A 21,042-nucleotide genomic window follows, 5' to 3' on the forward strand; every position below is an offset into this window, starting at 1 on the left:
CACCCGGTCGCGCCGCCGCGCGTCATGGTGCGGCGCGGCCCCCGATCGGCGGAGCGGACGCGGACGGTGCCGACAGGGCTGCCTGCATCACCGCGCGGGCGATGGGCGCGGCCGCGCCGTTGCCGCTGATGTCGCCGCGCACCGCCGACGCGTCCTCGACGACGACCGCGACCGCGACCGCCGGCAGGGCGCCGCCGTCCTCCGCCTTCGCCCAGGAGATGAACCAGGCGTACGGGGTGCCCGCGTTGCCGACGCCGTGCTGCGCGGTGCCGGTCTTGCCGCCGACCACCACCCCGGGGATGGCCGCGTTGCGGCCCGTACCGCCCTCTACCACCTTCACCATCAGCTCCTGCATCCGCAGGGCGGTGGCCGGGGTCATGGCGCGGCCCAGGGTGCGCTGGTCCCCGTACCGGACCTGGGAACCGTCGTCCCGGGTGGTGCGGTCCACCAGGTAGGGGGCCTTGAGGTCGCCGCCGTTGGCGACCGCCGCCGCCACCATCGCCATCTGCAGCGGCGTCGCCTTGGTGTTGAACTGCCCGATCGAGGACAGGGCCAGCTGGTCCTGGCTCATGTCGGTGTCGAAGTTCGACCGGGACACCCACGACGGCACCCGCAGCCCCTCGTCGTTGAACCCGAACCGCCGCGCCGCCTCCACCATGCCCCGCAGCCCGACGCGCACCCCGATCTTCGCCATCACCGTGTTGCAGGACCACTGCACCGCGTCCGCCATGGAGGCGTCCTGGCAGCCCGTGCCCGCGTTGGGCAGCAGGGTGCTGGTGCCGGGCAGCGGGTAGGGGTCGGGGGTCTCGGTCGGCGCGTCCACGTCGGTGACCGCGCCCGAGTCCAGCGCGGCCGCCGCCGTCACGATCTTGAAGGTGGAGCCCGGCGGGTACGTCTCGCGCAGCGCCCGGTTCAGCATCGGCTTGGCCGGGTCCGCGTTCAGCCGCTCCCAGGCCGCCTTGACCCCGCTGCCCGTCCCCGACAGCACGGCCGGGTCGTAGGAGGGGCTGCTGACCAGCGCCAGGATCTTCCCGGTGGCCGGCTCCACCGCCGCGACCGCGCCGCGCTTGCCGGCGAGGCCCGCGTACGCCGCCTCCTGCATCCCGGCGCGGATGGTGGTGGCGGCGTTCCCGCCGCCCGGGCGGCCGCGGGTGAGGTCGTACCAGAGGGGGAAGGCCGAGAGCCCCGGGTCGGTGCCCGACAGGACCGCGTCCTCGGCGCGCTCGACGAAGCTGGTCCCGTAGGTCTGGGAGGAGTAGCCGGTGACGGGCGCGTAGAGCGGGCCGTTGAGGTACGTCCGCTCGAAGCGCAGCAGCTGGCCGCTGTCGCGCGAGCCGGTGACCGGCCGGCCGTCGACCAGGACGTCACCGCGCGGTTCGGCGTACCGCTCGATGACGGGGCGCTTGTTGGCGGGGTTCGCGCCGTAGGCGGCGGACTCCCAGACCTGGACCCGGGCGATGTTGACGAGCAGGGCCACCAGCAGCAGGGCGCAGAAGTACGCGCACCAGCGGATGTAGCGGATCACGCGGCGGCCTCCCGCGGTTCGGGGCTGCGGGCGCTGTCGCCGAGCCGGACCAGCAGGGCGACGATGATCCAGTTGGTGACGACGGAGGAGCCGCCCTGGGCCAGGAAGGGCATGGCCATGCCGGTGAGCGGGATCAGGCCGGTGACGCCGCCGGCGATGACGAAGACCTGGAGGGCGACGATCGAGGCGAGTCCGGTGGCGAGCAGCCGGCCGAAGGGGTCGCGCAGCGCGAGCCCGGCGCGGAAGCCGCGGGCGACGAGGAGCCCGTAGAGCAGGAGGATCGCGGTGAGGCCCACGAGGCCGAGCTCCTCCCCGGCGGTGGCCAGGATGAAGTCCGACTTGGCGGCGAAGCCGATGAGGAAGGACTGTCCGTGGCCGAGCCCGGCGCCCAGGAGTCCGCCGGCGCCGAAGGAGAAGAGGGACTGGGCGAGCTGGCCGGGGCCCTCGCCGCGTTCGATGGAGGCGAAAGGATTCAGCCAGTCTTCCACGCGGCTGTTCACGTGCGGCTCGAAGGTGCCGACGGCGTAGGCGCCGACCCCGGCCAGGACCAGCCCGATCGCGATCCAGCCGATCCTTCCGGTGGCCGTGAACAGCATGATCACGAAGAGTCCGAAGAACAGCAGCGAGGTGCCGAGGTCCCGCTCCAAGACGAGTACGCCGACGCTGAGCAGCCAGATCGCGAGGATCGGGCCGAGCACCCGGCCGGGCAGAAGGCGGAGCTTCCAGAACAGCGTGCGGCCGGTGAGGGCGAGCGCGGTGCGGTTCGCGGCGAGGTAGGACGCGAAGAAGACGGCGAGCAGGATTTTGGCGAACTCCCCCGGCTGGAAGGAGAATCCGGCGAACCGGATCCAGATGTGCGCGCCGTTGACCGCCGGGAAGAAGACGGGGACGAGCATCAGCGCGAGGGCGGCCGTCACCGAGAGGTACGCGTAGCGCTGGAGCACGCGGTGGTCGCGGAGCCGGGCGACGACGAGGACGAACAGCGCCACCCCGAGGGCGGACCAGAGGAGTTGGTCGTCGGCGGTGAGGTGGGCGGGGGTGGTCACGTCGAGGCGCTGGATGAGGACGAGGCCGAGGCCGTTGAGCAGGAAGGCGATCGGGAGCACGACGGGGTCGGCGTACGGCGCCCAGCGGCGGACGGCGAGGTGCGCGAGCAGCGCGGCGGCGGCCAGCCCGCCTGCGTAGCGGGCGGCGGAGCGGGGGACGTGGCCGGTGGTCGCGAGGCCGACGTGGACGTGACCGAGGGCGGCGATCAGGACGGCCCCGGTGAGAAGGGTCAGCTCGACGCCGCGACGCCGGGGGGCGCGGGCGTCGGGGGGCGGCGGCGCGGGCTCCGCCACCTTCGCCGTCAGAGCGGTCATGGGGGAAACGTAGCAAGCGGACGGAGGGTATGTCCGTTTATGTCATAGGGTGCCGAAGAGTCGTCACAAGCGGTCGGAATCGGCGGCGGAGCCCGGCGGGCCCCTGGCGCCGATCCCCCCTCGCCCCTGCGGGGCGACGGTCCGGCGGTCGTGCGGCCGGGGGTGGCGCGAACGCCCCCGCCCCCGCCACCCGAGTGACCCCGGCCGGGCCCGCCGCCACGGTTGGGGGATTTGTCATACCGGGCGTGGCAGCATCGGGCGCCTCGGAGGTGATCCCATGTCACAACGGCCGCTCCGCGCCGCCTGTATCGCCGCGCTGCTCCTCGCCGCCTGCCCGGCCCCCGCCGCCACCGCCGAACCGCTCCCCTCCGCCGAGCCCGTCGGCGTCCTGCTCACCCGGCTCCAGGGTCTCTACCAGAAGGCCGAGGAGGCCACGGAGGCGTACAACGCCACCGAGAGCGCGCTCGACGCCCGGCTCGACGAGGAGCACCGGCTCCGCAGTGAGCTCGGCAGGGCCCGCGGCGCGCTCGGCGCGGAGAAGGCGCTCGCCGGGCGGCTGGCCCGCGAGCAGTACCAGGCCGCCCGCGGCTTCGCCCCGTACGCCCGCATGCTGCTCGCCCGGGACCCGCGGGCCGCCCTCGACCAGCACCGGCTCGCCACCCGGGAGGGCAACCGCCGCGCGGGCGTGCTGGAGCGCCTCGCCCGCGGCGAGCAGCGGGCCGGCTCGCTGGCCGCCCGGGCCCGCAAGGCCCTGGACGACCAGCGGGCCCTGGCCGCGCGGCAGAAACGCCAGAAGGAGGAGGTCGCGGCGCAGCTCAAGGAGGTCGAGCGGCTGCTCGCCTCGCTCACCGCCGAGCAGCTCGCGCAGCTCGGCGCGCGCGAGGCCGCGGACACCGCCGGCGCGCAGCGCGCGCTGGTGGACTCCGGTCGCCTTCCGGCCCGTACCGGTACGCCCACCGCCGCCGGCGGCGCGGCGCTCACCTATGCGGCGGCCCAGATCGGGAAGCCGTACGTGTGGGGTGCCGAGGGGCCCGCGTCCTTCGACTGCTCCGGACTGACCTCGCAGGCCTGGGCGCACGCCGGCCGCGCGATCCCCCGTACCAGCCAGGAGCAGTGGGCCCGGCTGCCCAGGGTGCCGCTGGACCGGCTGCGACCGGGTGACCTCGTCGTGTACTTCCCCAAGGCGACGCACGTGGGGCTGTACGTCGGTGACGGCAAGGTCATCCAGGCCCCGCGCCCCGGAGCACGCGTCAAGGTGTCCCCGATTGCGGCGAACCCGCTGCTGGGCGCGGTGCGGCCGGACCCGGACGGGGCGCCGCTCGACCGGTTCGTCCCGCCGCCGCTGCCCGGGGCGGAGGCGGCGGGGGGCGACGACACCGGCTACTCGGCCGAGGAGGGTCCCGAGGGGGCCGGGGCGCCCGAGCCGTCGGAGGCCGGGGCCGAACCCGCGGCCGCCGCGGCGGAACCCGGTGCCGCGCCCGGGCCGGACACCGCCGCCGTGACGTCGGCCAGATAGTCCGCCGCGTCCTCGGGGTCGTAGAAGTACCCGTCGAAGTCGGCCGGGTTGTCGAAGCCGTTGGCGAAGCGGTCCGCCACCGGCTGGAGCTGCCCGGCCGCGCCGATCAGGTTCAGCACGTGCTCCGGCGGGACGCCCAGCATCGCGTTCGTCCACTGGGTGACCGGCTTGCCGGTGGTGAACCAGAACTTGTCGAAGGTGGCCTTCATCCACGCCTCGTCGAACGGCTGGTCCCCGTGCATCAGGATCGACGACAGGTACGAGGCCGCGCACTTCGAGGCGGAGTTGGAGCCCTGCCCGGTGATCGGGTCGTTGGCCACGACCACGTCGGCGACGCCCAGCACCAGGCCTCCGCCCGGCAGCCGGCCGATCGGGTTGCGGACCACCGGTGCGTAGCGCCCGGCGAGGGTGGCGCCCGCGTCCGTGAGCTCCACGTCCGCCGCCCGGGCGTGCTCCCACGGCGTGAACGTCCGCATCAGCTCCAGCGTGAGCGCCAGGTGCGCCGCCGGGTCCTTGACGCCGTTGAACGCGTCCACCGGACCGCCCGGCACGCCCTCCCAGAACAGGATGTCCGCCCGGCCCGAGAGGGTGAGGGTCGGCATGACGAACAGTTCGCCGACGCCCGGGACCAGGTTGCAGCGCACGGCCTCCGTCTCCGGGTGCTCCGGGCGCGGCCCGAGCCCGTGCACGTAGCTGACCGCGAGGGCGCGCTGCGGGGCGTCGTACGGGGAGCGGGCGGCGTTCCGGCCGAACATGGAGACCAGCTCGCCCTTGCCGGCCGCGACCAGCACCAGGTCGTACGTACGGGAGAAGTAGTCCAGGTCGGCGACGGAGGCGCCGTGGACGACCAGCTGTCCGCCGCGCTGGACGAAGGCGTCGAGCCAGCCCGCCATCTTCAGGCGCTGGTCGACGGACTGCGCGTACCCCTTGAGGCGGCCGAGCCAGTCGACGGGCCGGCTGGCGTCAGGGGCGCCGACGGAGACGCCCACGCCCTCGATCCGGGGGGCCTGCTGCTCCCAGAAGTTGATCCCGAGGTCCCGCTCGTGCTGCAGCGCCGTGTCGAACATGCATTGCGTGGACATGACCCGGCCGGTGCGGATCTCGTCCGCCGTCCGGGCGGACATGAGGGTGACGTCGTAGCCCTTCGACTGGAGTCCGAGGGCGAGCTGGAGGCCGGACTGACCGGCTCCCACGACGAGTATCTTGCGCATGTCGTTCTCGATTCGCGTCTGATCGGTGCTAGGCGGGAGTGCTGTCGAGTGCGTGCGACACCAGCGTCAGCAGGGTCTCGACGACCGTCGTGCGACGTCGGGCATCCATGATCACCACGGGGACGTGGGGCGGGACGGTGAGTGCCTCGCGCACGTCGTCCGGCTCGTACGCGCGGGTGCCCTCGAAGTGGTTGACCGCGACGGCGTACGGCAGGCCGCAGCTCTCGAAGTAGTCGAGCGCGGGGAAGGAGTCGCGCAGCCGGCGGGTGTCTGCCAGGACGATCCCCCCGACGGCGCCGCGCACCAGGTCGTCCCACATGAACCAGAACCGCTCCTGGCCCGGGGTCCCGTACACGTACAGCACGAGGTCGTCGTCCAGGGTGACGCGGCCGAAGTCCATCGCGACGGTGGTGGTGTTCTTCTCCGGGGTCGCGGAGAGGTCGTCCGTCGGAACGCTGGCCTCGGTCATCACCGCCTCGGTGCGCAGCGGGGCGATCTCCGAGACGGAGGAGACGAACGTCGTCTTGCCGACGCCGAAGCCGCCGGCGACGAGCACCTTGACGGCGACGGGGGCACGGGAGCGGTCGTACTGCCAGGCCTGTACGGGCTCCTCGGCCGGCGCCGGACGGTCAGAGACGGCGGAGCCCACTGAGCACCCTTTCGAGCAGCGCGCGTTCGGGTCGGCCGGTACCGTGGCCGGTGCCGTAGACGCGGAGCCTTCCCTGGTCGGCGAGGTCGCTGACCAGGACGCGAACGACGCCGAGGGGCAGCTTCAGCAGGGCTGCGATCTCGGCGATCGTGCGCATGCGGCGGCACACCTCGACTATGGCCGGCATCTCGGGCATCCGGTCGGGCTTCTGCGGCTCCGACGCCTTGGGGTCCAGGGCCGCGACGAAGGTCTCGACGAGCAGGACGTGCGTGAACCGGGTGCGACCGCCCGTGAGGGAGTACGGGCGGACGCGGGCGGGGCGGCGGTCGGCGCCGCGTACCGGCAGGCCGGGTATGGGCAACAGGTCGGAGGCCGGGCTCCTCACGGGGTCTTCTCCATCGACTGGCGCAGCTCGCTGCGGACTTCGGGGGTCAGGACGTGGCCGGCGCGGCCGACGAACAGGGCCATGTGGTAGGCGACGACGCTCATGTCGCAGTCGGGCGTGGCGTGCACGCCCAGCAGGGAGCCGTCACTGATGGCCATGACGAAGACGGAGCCGTGCTCCATCGCCACCATGGTCTGCTTGACGGAGCCGCCGTCCATGAGGGCGGCGGCGCCGGTGGTGAGGCTGCCCAGGCCGGAGACGATGGTCGCCAGGTCGGCCGAGGCTCCGCGCGGGCCCCTGGGCCTGCCCTGCGGGGGCTCCGCTCCTGGTTCGGAGGAGAGCAGCAGGAGCCCGTCCGAGGAGACGACGGCGACGGAGTTGACGCCGGGCACCTCCTCGACCAGGTCGGTCAGCAGCCACTGCAGGTTGCGGGCCTGGGTGCTCAGTCCGTACGTACTGGGCGCGGTCATGTGCGTGCCTCCTGTGCGGTGTCCCCCTGGTCGGTCTGCCCCTGCCCCCGGTCCTGCGTGTGGTCCTGGTCGCCCGCGAGTTCGGCCGCGACGACGCGGCGTCCGTCCTGGGCCCCCCGGTAGAAGCCGCCGAGGCGGCGGCGCAGCTCGTCGGCGTCGACCCGGCGCGGCGGCTCGGGCCGCACCTCCTCGGTGGGGGCGCCGGCCACCGCGCGCGGGGTCCGCTTCGGCAGGCCCTTGTCGGTGACGGCCTCGGCGGGGTCGTCGGCCGGGTGGCTGCCCTGGCGGGGCAGCCAGCCGCCCTCGGCGGCGGCGTGGGTGTGCGGGTCCGCCTCCGGCGCGGGGTCGGGCTCCGCTGCCGGCTCCGGCACGGGGTCGGCTACGGGCTCGGGGGCGGGCGCGGACTCCGGTACGGGGTCCCGTACGGGTTCGGGGGCGCGCTCCGGGGCGGCGGCTTCCGGAGCCGCGGGTACCGGAGCCGTGGGTTCCGCGTCGGGAACGAGCCGGGCGAGGAGCTGCTCCGCGGGCTCGGGCCCGGCCGGAACGGTGAACACCTGGTCGGCCGGGGGCAGCTGCTCCGCCGGGCCGTCGGCGTCCGGGACCGGAACGGTGTCCGGCGCCTCCGCGGCGGGCATCGCGGACAGCGGCAGCACGGCCGCGGTGGCCTCGGGCCGGGCGGCGGCCGGGAAGGGCCCTTCCTCCGGCTCGGCGACGGTTCCGCCCGCGTCCGGGGCGGGGACCGGGGCGGCGGTGGCGGCCTCGGACTCCGTTCCGGACCCGGCTCGGTCGGCGGGCTCGGCGTCCGCGCCGGGCACGGCGTACCCGGCCGGCCCGGCGTACCCGGCCGGCGCCGCCGTGTCGGCGTGCTCGGTCCCGGCCCGCTCGGCGTACCCGGCCGGCCCGGCGGCCCGGCCGGGCGTCCCCGGCCCCGCGGGGTCCGCCGGGGCGGCCGCCCGGGCCTCCTCGGCCGGAGCCTCGCCGCGCCGGCGGTGCGGCAGTGTGTTCTCGTTCGCCTCCGCGACCACACCGGGCAGGTGCAGCGCGGACGCTCCGGGCGTGCCCAGCGCGTGGACCGCCGAGGCGGGCGGGGTCGCGGGCAGCAGCGCGGCCGGTACGACCACCAGTGCCTCGGTGCCGCCGTGCCGGGGGGCCCGCAGTTCGGCGGTGACCCCGTGCCGCGCGGCCAGCCGCCCGGCCACGTACAGGCCGAGGCCGAGGCCGTGTTCGGACTCCGGCTCCTCGTCGTACGCCTCGGGGGTGGACAGCCGGGAGTTCAGCGCCTCCAGCCGGTCCGCGGTGATCCCGATGCCCTCGTCGACCACGGAGAGCACCGCGTCGCCGGACTCCAGCAGCCGGCCGGACACCTTCACCTTGGCGTCCGGCGGCGAGAACGTGGTGGCGTTCTCCAGCAGTTCGGCGACCACGTGCGAGATGTCGTCGGCCGCGTGCCCGGCGACCTGGGTGAAGGAGGGCAGCGCGGCGAGGTCGACGCGGTCGTAGCGCTCGATCTCGCTGACGGCGGCCCGCATGACGTCGACCAGCGGCACCGGTGCCGCCTGACCGTGGCCGTGCTCCTGGCCCGCGAGGACCAGCAGGTTCTCGTTGTGGCGGCGCATCACGGTCGCCAGGTGGTCGAGCTTGAACAGGGTCGCCAGCCGGTCCGGGTCCTGCTCCTTGGACTCCAGCTCCTCGATGACCGCGAGCTGGCGTTCCACCAGGCCCAGGGTCCGCAGCGACAGGGAGACCGAGGTCGTCGACATGACGCGGCGGTGTTCCTCCAGGCCCGCCCGGAGCTTCGTCAGCTCCTCCTCCAGCACGTCGCGGCCGCCGGTCAGCGCCTCGTTGCGGCCGATCAGGCGGCGGCGGTCGGCGTCGAGCCCGGCGATCCGCGTGTGCAGGGAGACCGTCTGGTCCCGTACGGCGTTGAGGTGGCGGACGACCTCGGCGAACTCGTCGTTGCGGCCGGTGAACCGGACCGGCTCCACCGACCCCTCCGGCGTCGCCAGCCGCTCCGCGCCGCGGCGCAGGACGGACAGCGGCCGGGTCAGCGAGCGCGCGATGGCGGTGGAGAAGCCGACGGTGAAGAGGAACAGCACGCCCAGCAGGGCGACCACGGTTTCCAGCCGGGTGACGTCGTCGTCGCGCAGGGAGGCGAGCGCGGTGGCCCGCTGGCCCGCGAGCGTCGACTCCACGGACCTCATGCGGTCGAGGCGGGAGGTGAGCGCGGAACCGACGGCGGCGCCGTCGGTCCTGCGGTCGGCCGTCGTCAGGGTGGGCCGGTCGGTGAGCCGCTTGAGGTGGTCGTCGGCGGCCTTGACCTCGGGGCCGGTGACGGTGGCGGCGAGCGTCTGCCGCACGTCGGGGCGGGCGGCCCGGGCGAAGTCCTCCAGGGCGGCCTGTTCGCGTACCCGGGCCCGCTGGGCGGCGGCGGTGAGCTCGTCCACGACCGCGGAGTTGGGGGACTGCTCGCCCTTCGGGACGGCCAGTGCGGCCAGCAGCAGTCCGCGGGTGGCGGAGGCCTGCTCCACGGCCTGGCCGAGGGGGGCCATGGGCCGCGTGGTGGCGAGGGCGCCGACGGCGCGCGGCGGGGTGAGCTCGGTGAGCCGGTCGCCGGGGGCGAGGAGTTCGGCGATGAGGCCGGCGTACGCCTGGTGCGCGGCGAGGGCACCGCCCTTGCCGTCGACGGCCTCGGTGCGGACGGTCCGGAGCCGGCCGAGGGCGCGGGCGGTCTGCTCGTCGGCGTCGGCCTGGACCTCGGCGATCTGCCGGTCGGTGCGGGCGGTCCGCTCGTCCACGGGCGCCTTGGCGGACCCGGGGCGGCCCTTGGCGGCGTACTCGACGACCGCGTCGCGCTCGTCACCGAGCAGGTGCGCGAGGGTGAGGCTCTGCCGGGTCTGTTCCGCGAGGACGACCAGGTTCTGGGAGTCGTTGAGTTCTCTCGTGGCGGAGACGACGGCTGGCGCGCCGGCCACGAGGACGGTGAGGCCGGCGACGGCTACGCCTACGACCAGCCTGCGGCGCACGCGGACGCGGCGTCCTGCGGGTGCCGGGCCGTCGATGGCGGTGCCGTTCTTCCGAGACCGCTTCTTCTGCACCGGTGCTCGCAATCCTGTACGTGTGCTCTTGCTCGTCTACTCGTGTGGCCGAGGTAACGGCCGGTCAACAAGTAAACGCCCCCTGCCTCCTCGTACCGCCACAGACCTTTGCAGTGTGCGGGGAAGAGAGCCGCCCATCGCCCACCCGGCCACTCGAACGAGTGAACATCACGGATGAGTTGGCGGCCAACTCGGGCACCCGGTGTCAGAGCGCCTCCGTGGACAGGCGGTTGAAAGATCGACGGGGGCTTTGGCAGTATGCCCGCCCACAGCTCCGCCGCCGCCGCTCCCCCGGGCCGGACGGGGCCGCGTCGGCGCCCGGCGGGAGGGCCGGACGGGCCCGGAAATCGGTACGGACCTGCCTGGGCGCCCCGGGTCGCCGAGGGGCAGGATGTCCGTATGCGCATCGACCTCGCCTCGGCCCCCGGTGACCCGGAACGCCCCAATGAGGACTGGCTGTCGGCCGCGACGCCCGCCGCGGGCGGGGGTGTCCTGGTGGCCCTGGACGGGGTCACCCCGCCGCGGGACGGGGACGGGTGCGTGCACGGGGTGCCGTGGTTCGCGGCGCGGCTCGGCGGCCGGTTGACCGAACTGTCCGGGTCGCGGCCGGACCTGCCCCTGGACCGGATCCTGGCGGAGGCCGTCCGCGCCACGGCCGGGGCCCACGAAGACACCTGTGACCTTTCTCACGTACGGACCCCCCAGGCGACGGTGGTCGTCGTCCGGTGGGACGCGGCGTACGTGGAGCACCTGGTGCTCTCGGACTCCGTCCTGCTCCTCCAGGCGCCCGACGGCGCGGTGACGGCGGTGCTCGACGACCGGCTGGACCGGGTCCCGCGGGAGGTGCTGCGTTCGGTGGCCGCGACGGACGCGCTGCGGAACGCGGAGGGCGGCTTCTTCACCGCGGCCGCGGATCCGGCGGTGGCGGCCCGCGCGGTGACGGGGCGCACCCCGCGCGGCGGGGTCCGGGCGGTGGCCGCGCTGACGGACGGGGCGAGCCGGTGGACGGACACGTTCGGGGAGGGCGACTGGGCGCAGTGCCTGGCGGTCCTGCGGAAGGAGGGCGCGGAGGGCCTGATCGCCCGGGTCCGCGCCGTCGAGTCCGACCCGGCCAGGCCGCGGGCCCGCCACAAGCGCCACGACGACGCCTCGGCGGCGTACGCGGAACTGTAGGCGGGGCTCCGTCCCCGGAGCCCCGCCCCTCATTCGGCTCCGGCGTTCAACTGGTTCAGCAGGCGGGCCAGTTCCGCGACCTCGCCGCGGTCCCAGTCGGCGAGCTTGCGCATGTACTGCTCGCGCCGCGCGTCCCGTACCCGCAGGAAGCGTTCGCGGCCCTCGTCGGTGAGGCCGACCAGGAAGGCCCGCCCGTCGGCCGGGTCCGGTTCGCGCGCCACCAGGCCCAGCACCTCCAGGGCCCGCAGCTGCCGGCTCATGGTGGCCTTGCCGACGCCGAAGTACGCGGCGAGCTCGGTGGCCCGCTGGCGGCCGGCGGCCTCCAGGCGGGTCAGGAGCCCGTACGCGGCGGGTTCCAGTTCCGGGTGGAGTTCGCGGGCCATCTCCCCGGAGGAGGCCCGGGCCCGCCGGAGGAAGACGGACAGCTCCCGCTCCAGGGCAAGGAACTCCTGGTCTTCGCTCCCGTGCACGGACCGCTCCTTCGGTGGTGGGTGAGCGCCCAGTATTTCGCAGGGGACACGCCGGCGGCCCGGGGCCCCGCCGCAGCGGGACCCCGGGCCGTCCGGACGGCGGCCGGGCCGCCCGGGTGAAGCGGCCTGGTCAGGCGGCCGCGCTCACGCGGCGGCGGTCAGGCGGCCGCGGTCACGGGTGCCGCCGGCGGCACGGCCGCCGCCGCCTCGGCCAGGGCGATCTCCAGGACCTGCCGTACGTCGGTCACCGGGTGCACCTCCAGCCCCTCCAGCACCTCCGCCGGGACGTCGTCCAGATCCGCCTCGTTCCGCTTCGGGATGATCACCGTGGTCAGCCCGGCCCGGTGCGCGGCCAGCAGCTTCTGCTTGACCCCGCCGATCGGCAGCACCCGCCCGGTCAGCGATACCTCGCCGGTCATCGCCACGTCCGTGCGCACCTGCCGTCCGGAGAGGAGCGAGGCGAGCGCGGCCGTCATGGTGATGCCCGCGCTCGGCCCGTCCTTGGGCACCGCGCCCGCCGGGAAGTGGATGTGCACGCCCCGGTCCTTCAGGTCGGCCACCGGCAGTTCCAGCTCCGCGCCGTGCGAGCGCAGGAAGCTGAGCGCGATCTGCGCCGACTCCTTCATGACGTCGCCGAGCTGGCCGGTGAGCGTGAGCCCGGCGGCGCCCGTCTCCGGGTCGGCGAGCGAGGCCTCGACGAACAGCACGTCCCCGCCGGCTCCGGTGACCGCCAGGCCGGTGGCCACGCCGGGGACGGCGGTGCGCCGCTCGGCCGGGTCCTGGGCGGACTCCGGTACGTGGTGCGGGCGCCCGATCAGCCCGCGCAGATCGCCGGCGCCGATGCGCAGCGGCAGCTCGCGCTCCCCCAGCTCGTGCTGGGAGGCCACCTTGCGCAGCAGCCGGGCGAGGGACCGCTCCAGGGTGCGCACGCCCGCCTCGCGGGTGTACTCCCCGGCGAGCCTGCGCAGCGCGTCCTCCTCCAGGACCACCTCGTCGGCGGCGAGCCCGGCCCGCTCCAGCTGGCGCGGCAGGAGGTGGTCGCGGGCGATGACGACCTTCTCGTCCTCGGTGTACCCGTCGAGCCGTACGAGCTCCATCCGGTCGGCCAGGGCCTCCGGGATGGACTCCAGGACGTTGGCGGTGGCGAGGAAGACCACGTCGCTGAGGTCGAGTTCGACCTCCAGGTAGTGGTCGCGGAACGTGTGGTTCTGGGCGGGGTCCAGGACCTCCAGCAGGGCGGCCGCGGGGTCGCCCCGGAAGTCGGACCCGACCTTGTCGATCTCGTCGAGGAGGACCACCGGGTTCATCGAGCCGGCCTCCTTGACGGCCCGTACGATCCGGCCCGGCAGGGCGCCGACGTAGGTCCGGCGGTGGCCGCGCACCTCGGCCTCGTCCCGTACGCCGCCGAGCGCCACCCGGACGAACTTGCGGCCCATCGCGTGCGCGACCGACTCCCCGAGGGAGGTCTTGCCGACGCCGGGCGGACCGACCAGTGCCAGCACGGCGCCCCCGCGCCGGCCGCCGATGACGCCCATGCCGCGCTCCCCGCGCCGCTTGCGGACGGCCAGGTACTCGGTGATGCGGTCCTTCACGTCGCCGAGCCCGGCGTGCTCGGCGTCCAGCACGGCCCGGGCGCCCCGGATGTCGTACCGGTCCTCGGTCCGCTCGTTCCAGGGTAGTTCGAGGACGGTGTCCAGCCAGGTGCGGATCCAGGAGCCCTCGGGGCTCTGGTCGCTGGCCCGCTCCAGCTTCTCGACCTCCTTGAGCGCGGCCTCGCGGACCTTCTCGGGGAGGTCGGCGGCCTCGACGCGGGCGCGGTAGTCGTCGGACTCCTCGCCGGACTCCTCGCCGTTGATCTCCCGCAGCTCCTTGCGGACGGCCTCCAGCTGACGGCGGAGCAGGAACTCGCGCTGCTGCTTGTCGACCCCGTCCTGGACGTCCTTGGCGATGGATTCGGCGACGTCCTGCTCGGCGAGGTGGTCGCTGAGGGCCTTGACGGCGATCCGGAGGCGGGCGACGGGGTCGGCCGTCTCCAGCAGCTCCACCTTCTGGGCGAGCGTCAGGAAGGGCGAGTAGCCGGAGTTGTCGGCGAGGGCGGAGACGCCCTCGATCTGCTGGACCCTGTCCACGACCTGCCAGGCCCCGCGCTTCCTGAGCCAGCTGGTGGCGAGCGCCTTGTACTCCTTGACGAGCTCGGCGACGGCGCCGGGCAGCGGCTCGGCCACGTCCTCGTCGGCGCTCTCGCCCTCGACCCAGAGCGCGGCCCCGGGCCCGGTGGTGCCGGCCCCGATGCGGACGCGCCCGCGGCCGCGGATGAGCGCCCCGGGGTCGCCGTCGGAGAGCCGTCCCACCTGCTCGACGGTCCCGAGCACGCCGGTCGCGGCGTACGTCCCGTCGACCCGCGGCACGAGCAGCACCCGGGGCTTCCCGTCGCCCGCCGCGGCCTGGGCCGCTTCCACGGCTCCCCGCACCTCGGCGTCGGACAGGTCGAGCGGCACGACCATCCCCGGGAGCACGACCTCGTCATCGAGCGGCAGCACGGGCAGGACGAGCGTTTCGGACGTCGAAGCCATGATCTTCCCTCCGGCAGTGAAGTTGAGCTATGCCGACTCAATGCACGTGAGCCTCCCAATGTTCCCCCCACCCCGTTCGCCCCGGGCGAACGCGCCGTGACTGTCCGCCACTGGTCGGCCTCGCACCGGTCGATTGAGGCTGCCCGTGACCGTGCACGGGTCGGCGTGACCTTGCGATGACCGAACCGAACAACCTGGCCGACCGAACAGCCCGCAGTGCTGGAGGACCTCGGCCTCAGCGACCGCATGGTGTTCCAGGGAGACAGCAACTGCGCCTACCTGTACGCCGACGCGCCTCTGGCGCCGGCCGAGAAGAAGCGCCTCGGCCGGGCCCTGCGCGCACTCGACCCTTCCATCGGCGTGCTCACCCCAGCCGAGCAGGACCGGTTGAAGTTGCCGGTGGGCAGCCTGCGGCTGGGCCGTCTCACGGTGACCTGCGGCCCACACACCGAATTCCAGTACAGCGGCGCGACACCGAGGGAGAGCGTGGCCTCCGCATCACACGGTCATCTGCCCAGCGACCCGGCCATGAGCGGCTTCTTCCGCTGCTTCGGCCGGGTGGCAGCGGGGCTGGCTCCCCCCGGCGACATCACGGGGGCCGCAACCGTGGTCCGCAGCATCTGGCGCCACGCGGCGCGGGAGATGTGAGCATGCCAGAAAACCCTCCGTACGCGTATGAGGTCGAGGGCCTGCACAAGCAGTTCGACGGAGCCCCCCGGCCGGCCAATGGCGAGATCTCCTTCCAGATCAAGCAGGGTGAATTCTTCGGGCTTCTGGGCAGCAACGGTGCGGGAAAGACAACCCTGATCAAGCAGATGATCGGTCTGGTGCGACCGGATGGGGGGACGGTGAGGCTCCTGGGGCGCGATGTCTTCACCCATCCTCGCTTCACGGCGGCCACGGTGGGCTACATGCCGCAGACCGCCTTCGCCCTCAACAGCCTGACCGTCAAAGAGGCTGTCTACTTCAGTGCTCACTTACGCGGTGTCGCCGCCAAGACGGCCCGACGGGAGCGTGACGCCCTGCTGGAGCTGCTCGGTCTGACCCACCTGGCCGGCAAGGTCGCCCGGCAGCTCTCCGGCGGAGAACGCCGGCTGCTGCAGATCGCGGTGACCCTGATCGGATCACCACCTGTGCTGATCCTGGACGAGCCCACCAACGAGCTGGATCCGTCGCGGCGACGTCAGATCTGGCAGCTTTTCAGGGAACTGAACCAACGCGACGGTCACACGATCATCCTCATCACCCACAACGCCATCGAGGCGGAACAGGTGATCGAGCGCGTCGGAATCCTCAAGGAAGGCCGGCTCGTCGCGCTGGGGGCTCCCGCCGAGCTGAAGTCCTCGCTCCGCTCCCAGGTACGCCTGTCGATCACCCTGGGCGATACGCACGGGCACAGGCTGCCCGACTATGTCCGCGTGCAGTCCGAGCGCCGCGGCAAGGTCGTGGCCCTCGTCGACTCCGCCGACCTGCCCCATCTGACCAAGGACGTGGATCTCACCCGGTTCCCCGAGTTCTCGATGCACACAGCGACCCTGGAAGACGTGTATGTCAGCTACGCATGACAAGAAACTCGGACTGAGCTTCCTTGGACAGGTCTGGGACCTGTTCAGAATTCAACTCACTAACTGGCGTTGGTCCTGGCCCCAGATGGTACTCACCGGTGTGCTCGCCCCCTTGGTCAGCATCGCCGCCTTGGGGCTCTTCGCCCGGAACTCCGGCCACGTCGCGACCGAATATGTCCTGACCGGAAGTGTCACCATGGCGATCCTGTTCGAGACTCAAAACAAGATCGCCAGCAACTTCGCGTTCATGCGCGGGAACGGCGCCTTCGAGTACTACGCCGCCCTGCCTGTCCGTCGCGAGGCTCTCATCCTGGCCACGCTCGCGGCCTTCTCCATCCTGTCGCTGCCGGCCATCTCCGTCACCCTGCTGCTCGGCTCGGCCCTGCTCGCCGTCCCGCTCACGTTCTCGCCACTCGCCCCGTTGTGCCTCCTGCTCGCCCTGATTCCTTCAGCCGGATTGGGGGCCTTCATCGGCAGCAGATCCGGAACCATCGAACAGGCGTCCTCCCTCAGCCTGGCCACCACGCTCCTCATGATGGCCGCGGGCCCGGTGGCAGTCCCGCCGGATCTGCTGCCCGACGCACTGATCTGGATCGGCCACCTCAACCCCGCGGTCTACGCGGCCGACGGCCTGCGTCACTCCCTGACGACACCCGACGCCTCCCGGGCCCTCGCCGACATGGCGTTCCTCGCCCTCTTCGCCGGGGCGGTGTGGGGCCTGACCAGCACACGGATGCACTGGCGTGCCCGCTACGGGCGCCGCGCCCCGTGACGCAATCATCGATCACCCATCACGAAGGGAAACATCCATGACCGAGCAACAGTTCCTCGCCGTCCTCACCCCTCTGATCGAGGACATCACCGGGAACGCCTTCTCCCAGGACCAACTTGACGTCACCTTCGGCGATCTGGACATCGACTCCCTCAACCAGATCGAGATCATCAGCCGTATCGAGGACGAGTTCGACTGCCAGATAGAGGACAGCACCCTGCGGACGATCCGTACCCCCCGCGGACTGCTGGACCACATTTCGAACTCCACCAGCCCTGCGTGATCCGAAACCAACCCGGCGACCGGCCCCGGTCACTGGCGTGGTTCGCGTGGTGGGCAGCGGCCCACGCCGGTCTGCTGCTCGTCCTCGTCACCTTCCGGTGGGACGAACGGCTGAGCGAGACGCTCTGCGCCTGGACGAGCAGCAGCACGTCCAGTGCCCGACTCCTCGAAACACTGACCTCGTGGGGCAACCCGTGGCCCGTGACCATCATTGCCGCCGGATCCGCGTGCTTCGCGCTGATCCGGCGGAACGTCACAGCTGCCGCGGTCCTCCTGGTCATTCCGTACGCGGCCACAGTGAGCTGCAACCTGGCCAAGGGATGGGCGGAACGACCACGTCCGTCCTTGGATTGTGCCTCGATCCAGGCCGACGGCTTCAGTTTCCCCAGCGGGCACGCGGTCGGCGTGACGACCGGATTCCTGCTGGCCGCGCTCTATGTCAGCTCCCAGACGCCACGGGCCGTCTCCGCACCGATGCTGTTCCTTGCTGGGCTCAGTGCCGAACTCGTCGCGTGGAGCAGGGTCCTTCTCGGTGCGCACTTCAGCGTCGATGTGCTCGCCGGTCAACTCTTGGGCGCCGGTTGGCTGGCCGTCGCCGCCCTCGTGCTGCACCGCCGGTCAGTCCGCCGCCTGCGACGCGAGGCCCGTCGAGCGAGGTCGAACTCCTCGGGTGAGCGCGTGTCATCATGACGCCGTGCCGTTCAACCACAACGATCATTACCATGACCTGTTACTTCGTGAACTCCCCGCATCATGCCGAACGGCCCTCGAGGTGGGCTGTGGCACAGGGAGGTTTGCACGGAAACTGGCGCTTCGAGGAATCGAAGTGGATGCCATTGACGTAGACAGCCACGTCGTCACCGCCGCACGAAAGCAGAATTCCGCTCTCGATCTCCCCGGGCAGATCCGCTTCGAGCGGGCGGACATCACCCGTCTGACCTTGGCACCGGACACGTACGACTACATCGCATGCTTGGCCAGCATCCACCACGTCCCCTTTGAGACGGTGCAGAAACTGCGCGCATCGCTCACCGCGAACGGCGTCCTGGTGATCCTCGGCTGCTACCGGGAAGCAACGCTCTGGGACCACACCGTAAGCCTTCTGGCCGTCCCTGTGAACGCCATGTGGCGTGCCGCGGTGCTCTTCCGAGAGAACAGGCCGGGAAGCCGCGCCGACCAGGGCACTCAGTCCCCCTCAGCGCCTGTGACGCCCCCTTCGATGTCGCTTGCGGAGATCCGGGAAGAAAGCGCGACACATCTTCCCGGGAGGCGGATTCGACGCCTTCTCTTCTGGAGATATCTTCTGGTGTTTCACAACCTGAAGGAAGGGTCGGGAAGTGAGTAGCCGCCGGACGCACGTGATGTCTCAGCCGCCGGGACGATACGCCCTTGGGGCCACCTGCGTTGCGTTCAACGACGCGGGACGTGTCCTTATCGCACGCCGCCGCTCCCCGGAACGCTGGGAGCTGCCCGGCGGCTTGGTGGACCCGGGCGAGGCATTCCATGACGCCGCCACTCGCGAGACGTACGAGGAGACCGGGGTCCACGTCAAGGTCCACGGCCTTGTGGGCGTCTACCAGCATCCGAGCCGGGGCATCCTCGCGGGCATCTTCATCGCGACAGCCGTGGGGGGAGAACCTCGCCCGACAGCGGAATCCAGCGCCGCCGAGTGGGCGGACGTGGAGGATGCTCTCACGCGACTGCACCCCCTGTATCGACCGCGCCTTGAAGACGCCCTCACAGCCGGGGCTTCCGTGACGCTCCGCGTCCATGAGGGAACGGAGGTCATCTCGCGCTTCGAGGCCACACACGTCTGACGCAACCGGGTTTCGACGCTGCACCCATCGGGACGGGACAGTGACCTCGGGTGACGGGCGGTATCGGCCCAACCGGGCGGGCGGGCGGGCGCCGCGCCGGAGCGGCCCCCGCCGGGTGGGATCGGCGGGGGCCGGGCGCCGGCGGCCTGATCAGGGGGTGGGGCGGGGGGCCAGGCCGTCGGCCTGGAGGCCCCGGAGGACCGCCGCGCCGAGGGTCTGGACGGCCGACATGGGCCGGACCATCACCGTCATCTCCTTGATCAGGCCGGCCCCGTCGAGCTGGAACAGGTCCATGCCGTGGATCTCCTTGCCCTCGACCGTGGCCCGGAAGATCAGGATCTGCGAGGGCGCCTCCTCGCCGTCGGAGCTCGTCTCGGCTGCGCCGTCGAGGCGGCCGACGTAGCGGAAGTCCTCGAAGGTGCGCAGCAGCACGCCGAGGAGGCCGAGCACCGCGGGCCGGCCTTCGAAGGGGGTGAACTTCACCGGGCTGTACAGGCGGACGTCCTCGGTGAACAGCTCCGTCAGCGCGGCGGGGTCGCGCGACTCGACGGCTGCGCGGAAGCGTGCGGCGGTTTCCATGGATCCTCCGAATACTCAAAAGCATGACTAGTCTTTTTCATGAGTAGGATGCGGGTCCGGACGAGCGAACGGAAGGGGGCGCCGCGGTGGCTTTGAGACATGCCGTGCTGGCGGCTCTGCTGGGTGGCGATTTCAGCGGGTACGAGCTGGCCAAGGAGTTCGGCCTCGGCGTCGCGAACTTCTGGCACGCCCAGCCCCAGCAGCTGTACGCCGAGCTGGCCAAGCTGGAGGCCGAGGGGATGGTCGTCGGCCGGCAGGTGGTCCAGGAGTCCCGGCCCAACAAGCGGCTGTTCCGCGTCACCGACACGGGCATCGCGGAGCTGGAGCGGTTCGCGGCGGCGCCCTCGAAGCCCTCCTTCATCCGCGACGACCTGCTGGTCAAGGTCCAGGCCGTGGACCGGCTCGGCACGGGTCCGGTGATCGAGCAGCTGGACGCGCGCGCAGCCGCCGCCGAGGCCAAGATCGAACTGCTCTCCAAGCTGCTGGTCCGCCTGCGCGGCGACGCGGACGAGGAGGCGTTCCTGCGCCACGGCCGGCCGATCGGCCCGTACCTCACCTGCCGGCGCGGCCTGGCCTTCGAGGAGGAGCACCGGGACTGGTGCCGGGACACCGCCGCGGTCCTGCGGGAGAGGCAGGTGCCCCGTGCCGGGCACTGAGTACCCCGGGTACGGGCGGTACGTGGCCCTCGGCGACAGCCAGACCGAGGGGGTCGGCGACGGCGACGACGCAGTCGGCCTGCGCGGCTGGGCCGACCGGCTCGCGGAGCACCTCGCCGCCGCCGACCCCGGACTGCGGTACGCGAACCTCGCCGTGCGCGGCCGCCTCGCCCGCCAGGTCCGCGCCGAGCAGCTGGGGCCCGCCCTGGCCCTGCGGCCCGACCTGGCCACCGTCGTCGCCGGGTTCAACGACCTGCTCCGGCCTCGGTTCGACCCGGCGGAGGTGGCCGGGGAGCTGGAGGCGGTGTTCGCCGCGCTCACGGCCTCCGGGGCCCGCGTGGCCACGCTCGCCTTCCCCGACATCGGCCGGATCGCCCCGATGGCCCGCCCCCTCGCGCCCCGCGTGGCCGACCTCAACGCCCGCCTCCGCGCCGCTGCGGCCCGGCACGGGGTGACGGTCGTCGAGACCGGCGGGCACGCCGTCAGCACCGACCCGCGGCTGTGGACGGCCGACCGGCTGCACGCCGGTCCTCTGGGGCACGAGCGGATCGCCGCGGCCGCCGCGCACGCGCTGGGCGTGCCCGGCAGCAGCGACGCCTGGACGCACCCGCTGCCCGCCCGGCCGCTCCCCGGAGCAGCGTCGGCCGTGGCGGCCGAACTGCGCTGGGCGGCCGGGTTCCTGGGCCCCTGGGCCGTCCGCCGCCTGCGCGGCCGCTCCAGCGGCGACGGCCGGTCGGCGAAGCGCCCGCTGCTCCTGCCCGTGGCCCCGCCGGGGCCGTGAGGCGTCCGGGCCGTAAGGCGTCCGGGCCGTAAGGCGTCCGAGTCCCTGCGGCGGGACCGGACAGGGCGTGTTTGAGAAGTAGCGGCGGGCGCCCGAAGGGCGCGGCTCGCGGCGTCTGGTGCCGTGCATCGCACGGCGGAGGATCGCCCGCCTACCGGGCGT

The 21,042-nt window shown here is 72.9% G+C and carries 20 protein-coding genes and 1 pseudogene; 11 read left to right on the top strand and 10 right to left on the bottom strand.

Going from position 1 to position 21,042, the window contains the following annotated elements; genetic code table 11:
- Positions 1-22 precede the first annotated feature (22 nt).
- Together ACFWW8_RS02420 and ACFWW8_RS02425 are read right to left on the bottom strand one after the other, a co-directional pair.
- Entirely contained in the window at positions 23-1,525 is a 1,503-nt protein-coding gene (locus tag ACFWW8_RS02420; protein WP_386522506.1) for a penicillin-binding transpeptidase domain-containing protein, read from the bottom strand.
- Positions 1,522-2,886, bottom strand: a complete 1,365-nt coding sequence (locus ACFWW8_RS02425; protein ID WP_386522509.1) for an FtsW/RodA/SpoVE family cell cycle protein — start codon at positions 2,884-2,886, stop codon at positions 1,522-1,524. Before ACFWW8_RS02425 ends, ACFWW8_RS02420 begins: the two co-directional genes overlap by 4 nt.
- A 277-nt stretch (positions 2,887-3,163) precedes the next feature.
- On the opposite strand from ACFWW8_RS02425, the pseudogene ACFWW8_RS02430 reads away from it, so the two are divergent.
- A pseudogene (locus tag ACFWW8_RS02430) lies at positions 3,164-4,297 on the top strand (NlpC/P60 family protein); the annotation flags it as partial.
- Here ACFWW8_RS02430 and ACFWW8_RS02435 read toward each other — a convergent pair.
- Genes ACFWW8_RS02435 through ACFWW8_RS02455 form a run of 5 tightly spaced genes read right to left on the bottom strand, consistent with a single transcriptional unit; the run spans position 4,267 to position 10,212 of the window.
- A complete protein-coding gene (locus tag ACFWW8_RS02435; RefSeq protein ID WP_386522511.1) occupies positions 4,267-5,613 on the bottom strand; it encodes a styrene monooxygenase/indole monooxygenase family protein in 1,347 nt (448 codons plus the stop codon). The pseudogene ACFWW8_RS02430 and the gene ACFWW8_RS02435 overlap by 31 nt on opposite strands.
- A gap of 28 nt (positions 5,614-5,641) precedes the next feature.
- A complete protein-coding gene (locus ACFWW8_RS02440; RefSeq protein WP_386522514.1) occupies positions 5,642-6,262 on the bottom strand; it encodes an ATP/GTP-binding protein in 621 nt (206 codons plus the stop codon).
- Positions 6,243-6,647, bottom strand: a complete 405-nt coding sequence (locus ACFWW8_RS02445; protein ID WP_386522516.1) for a DUF742 domain-containing protein — start codon at positions 6,645-6,647, stop codon at positions 6,243-6,245. Before ACFWW8_RS02445 ends, ACFWW8_RS02440 begins: the two co-directional genes overlap by 20 nt.
- Positions 6,644-7,117 carry a roadblock/LC7 domain-containing protein gene (locus ACFWW8_RS02450; RefSeq protein WP_386522519.1) on the bottom strand — a complete coding sequence of 158 codons (474 nt, stop codon included), beginning with the start codon at positions 7,115-7,117 and terminating at the stop codon, positions 6,644-6,646. Before ACFWW8_RS02450 ends, ACFWW8_RS02445 begins: the two co-directional genes overlap by 4 nt.
- Positions 7,114-10,212 (bottom strand): nitrate- and nitrite sensing domain-containing protein, encoded by a 3,099-nt coding sequence (locus tag ACFWW8_RS02455; protein ID WP_386522522.1) that lies wholly within the window; start codon positions 10,210-10,212, stop codon positions 7,114-7,116. The genes ACFWW8_RS02450 and ACFWW8_RS02455 overlap by 4 nt, the downstream gene beginning before the upstream one ends.
- A gap of 399 nt (positions 10,213-10,611) precedes the next feature.
- Here ACFWW8_RS02455 and ACFWW8_RS02460 point away from each other — a divergent pair, with 399 nt between their 5' ends.
- Positions 10,612-11,385 carry a hypothetical protein gene (locus tag ACFWW8_RS02460; protein ID WP_386522524.1) on the top strand — a complete coding sequence of 258 codons (774 nt, stop codon included), beginning with the start codon at positions 10,612-10,614 and terminating at the stop codon, positions 11,383-11,385.
- A gap of 29 nt (positions 11,386-11,414) precedes the next feature.
- Here the strand turns inward: ACFWW8_RS02460 and ACFWW8_RS02465 are convergent, their stop codons facing one another.
- Positions 11,415-11,855, bottom strand: coding sequence for a MarR family winged helix-turn-helix transcriptional regulator (locus tag ACFWW8_RS02465; RefSeq protein ID WP_267717866.1), 441 nt, complete (start codon positions 11,853-11,855; stop codon positions 11,415-11,417).
- Between the two features lie 158 nt (positions 11,856-12,013).
- A complete protein-coding gene (gene lon, locus ACFWW8_RS02470) occupies positions 12,014-14,428 on the bottom strand; it encodes an endopeptidase La (protein WP_386522527.1) in 2,415 nt (804 codons plus the stop codon).
- Positions 14,429-14,644: 216 nt separating this feature from the next.
- Between lon and ACFWW8_RS02475 the strand changes: the two genes are divergently transcribed.
- From ACFWW8_RS02475 to ACFWW8_RS02505, 7 genes are all read left to right on the top strand, one after another.
- Positions 14,645-15,076 carry a hypothetical protein gene (locus ACFWW8_RS02475; protein WP_386522529.1) on the top strand — a complete coding sequence of 144 codons (432 nt, stop codon included), beginning with the start codon at positions 14,645-14,647 and terminating at the stop codon, positions 15,074-15,076.
- Between the two features lie 2 nt (positions 15,077-15,078).
- Positions 15,079-15,993: an ABC transporter ATP-binding protein gene (locus tag ACFWW8_RS02480; protein ID WP_386522531.1), complete on the top strand. Its 915-nt coding sequence runs from the start codon at positions 15,079-15,081 to the stop codon at positions 15,991-15,993.
- Positions 15,977-16,765, top strand: coding sequence for an ABC transporter permease (locus ACFWW8_RS02485; RefSeq protein WP_386522533.1), 789 nt, complete (start codon positions 15,977-15,979; stop codon positions 16,763-16,765). Before ACFWW8_RS02480 ends, ACFWW8_RS02485 begins: the two co-directional genes overlap by 17 nt.
- A gap of 37 nt (positions 16,766-16,802) precedes the next feature.
- Positions 16,803-17,048: an acyl carrier protein gene (locus tag ACFWW8_RS02490; RefSeq protein WP_386522536.1), complete on the top strand. Its 246-nt coding sequence runs from the start codon at positions 16,803-16,805 to the stop codon at positions 17,046-17,048.
- 200 nt (positions 17,049-17,248) lie between these two features.
- Positions 17,249-17,737 carry a phosphatase PAP2 family protein gene (locus ACFWW8_RS02495; protein ID WP_386522538.1) on the top strand — a complete coding sequence of 163 codons (489 nt, stop codon included), beginning with the start codon at positions 17,249-17,251 and terminating at the stop codon, positions 17,735-17,737.
- Between the two features lie 4 nt (positions 17,738-17,741).
- A complete protein-coding gene (locus ACFWW8_RS02500; protein WP_386522540.1) occupies positions 17,742-18,392 on the top strand; it encodes a class I SAM-dependent methyltransferase in 651 nt (216 codons plus the stop codon).
- 16 nt (positions 18,393-18,408) lie between these two features.
- On the top strand, positions 18,409-18,864 hold the full coding sequence (locus ACFWW8_RS02505) for an NUDIX hydrolase (protein WP_386522543.1): 456 nt from the start codon (positions 18,409-18,411) through the stop codon (positions 18,862-18,864).
- Positions 18,865-19,014: 150 nt separating this feature from the next.
- Here ACFWW8_RS02505 and ACFWW8_RS02510 read toward each other — a convergent pair whose 3' ends face one another.
- Positions 19,015-19,443: a nuclear transport factor 2 family protein gene (locus tag ACFWW8_RS02510; protein ID WP_386522544.1), complete on the bottom strand. Its 429-nt coding sequence runs from the start codon at positions 19,441-19,443 to the stop codon at positions 19,015-19,017.
- Positions 19,444-19,529: 86 nt separating this feature from the next.
- On the opposite strand from ACFWW8_RS02510, the gene ACFWW8_RS02515 reads away from it, so the two are divergent.
- Both ACFWW8_RS02515 and ACFWW8_RS02520 read left to right on the top strand, forming a co-directional pair.
- On the top strand, positions 19,530-20,099 hold the full coding sequence (locus tag ACFWW8_RS02515) for a PadR family transcriptional regulator (protein WP_386522546.1): 570 nt from the start codon (positions 19,530-19,532) through the stop codon (positions 20,097-20,099).
- Positions 20,086-20,880, top strand: coding sequence for an SGNH/GDSL hydrolase family protein (locus ACFWW8_RS02520; protein ID WP_386522548.1), 795 nt, complete (start codon positions 20,086-20,088; stop codon positions 20,878-20,880). Before ACFWW8_RS02515 ends, ACFWW8_RS02520 begins: the two co-directional genes overlap by 14 nt.
- The last annotated feature ends 162 nt before the right edge of the window (positions 20,881-21,042 follow it).

The organism is Streptomyces sp. NPDC058701 (assembly GCF_042715295.1).
Taxonomy (GTDB): Bacteria; Actinomycetota; Actinomycetes; order Streptomycetales; family Streptomycetaceae; genus Streptomyces.

What these genes read in the sequence shown, in the direction of transcription:
- ACFWW8_RS02425 (WP_386522509.1), bottom strand. Translation starts at nt 2,886, where the DNA reads ATGACCGCTCTGACGGCGAAGGTGGCGGAGCCCGCGCCGCCGCCCCCC.
- ACFWW8_RS02435 (WP_386522511.1), bottom strand. Translation starts at nt 5,613, where the DNA reads ATGCGCAAGATACTCGTCGTGGGAGCCGGTCAGTCCGGCCTCCAGCTC.
- ACFWW8_RS02450 (WP_386522519.1), bottom strand. Translation starts at nt 7,117, where the DNA reads ATGACCGCGCCCAGTACGTACGGACTGAGCACCCAGGCCCGCAACCTG.
- ACFWW8_RS02460 (WP_386522524.1), top strand. Translation starts at nt 10,612, where the DNA reads ATGCGCATCGACCTCGCCTCGGCCCCCGGTGACCCGGAACGCCCCAAT.
- lon (WP_386522527.1), bottom strand. Translation starts at nt 14,428, where the DNA reads ATGGCTTCGACGTCCGAAACGCTCGTCCTGCCCGTGCTGCCGCTCGAT.
- ACFWW8_RS02480 (WP_386522531.1), top strand. Translation starts at nt 15,079, where the DNA reads ATGCCAGAAAACCCTCCGTACGCGTATGAGGTCGAGGGCCTGCACAAG.
- ACFWW8_RS02485 (WP_386522533.1), top strand. Translation starts at nt 15,977, where the DNA reads ATGTCAGCTACGCATGACAAGAAACTCGGACTGAGCTTCCTTGGACAG.
- ACFWW8_RS02490 (WP_386522536.1), top strand. Translation starts at nt 16,803, where the DNA reads ATGACCGAGCAACAGTTCCTCGCCGTCCTCACCCCTCTGATCGAGGAC.
- ACFWW8_RS02505 (WP_386522543.1), top strand. Translation starts at nt 18,409, where the DNA reads ATGTCTCAGCCGCCGGGACGATACGCCCTTGGGGCCACCTGCGTTGCG.
- ACFWW8_RS02510 (WP_386522544.1), bottom strand. Translation starts at nt 19,443, where the DNA reads ATGGAAACCGCCGCACGCTTCCGCGCAGCCGTCGAGTCGCGCGACCCC.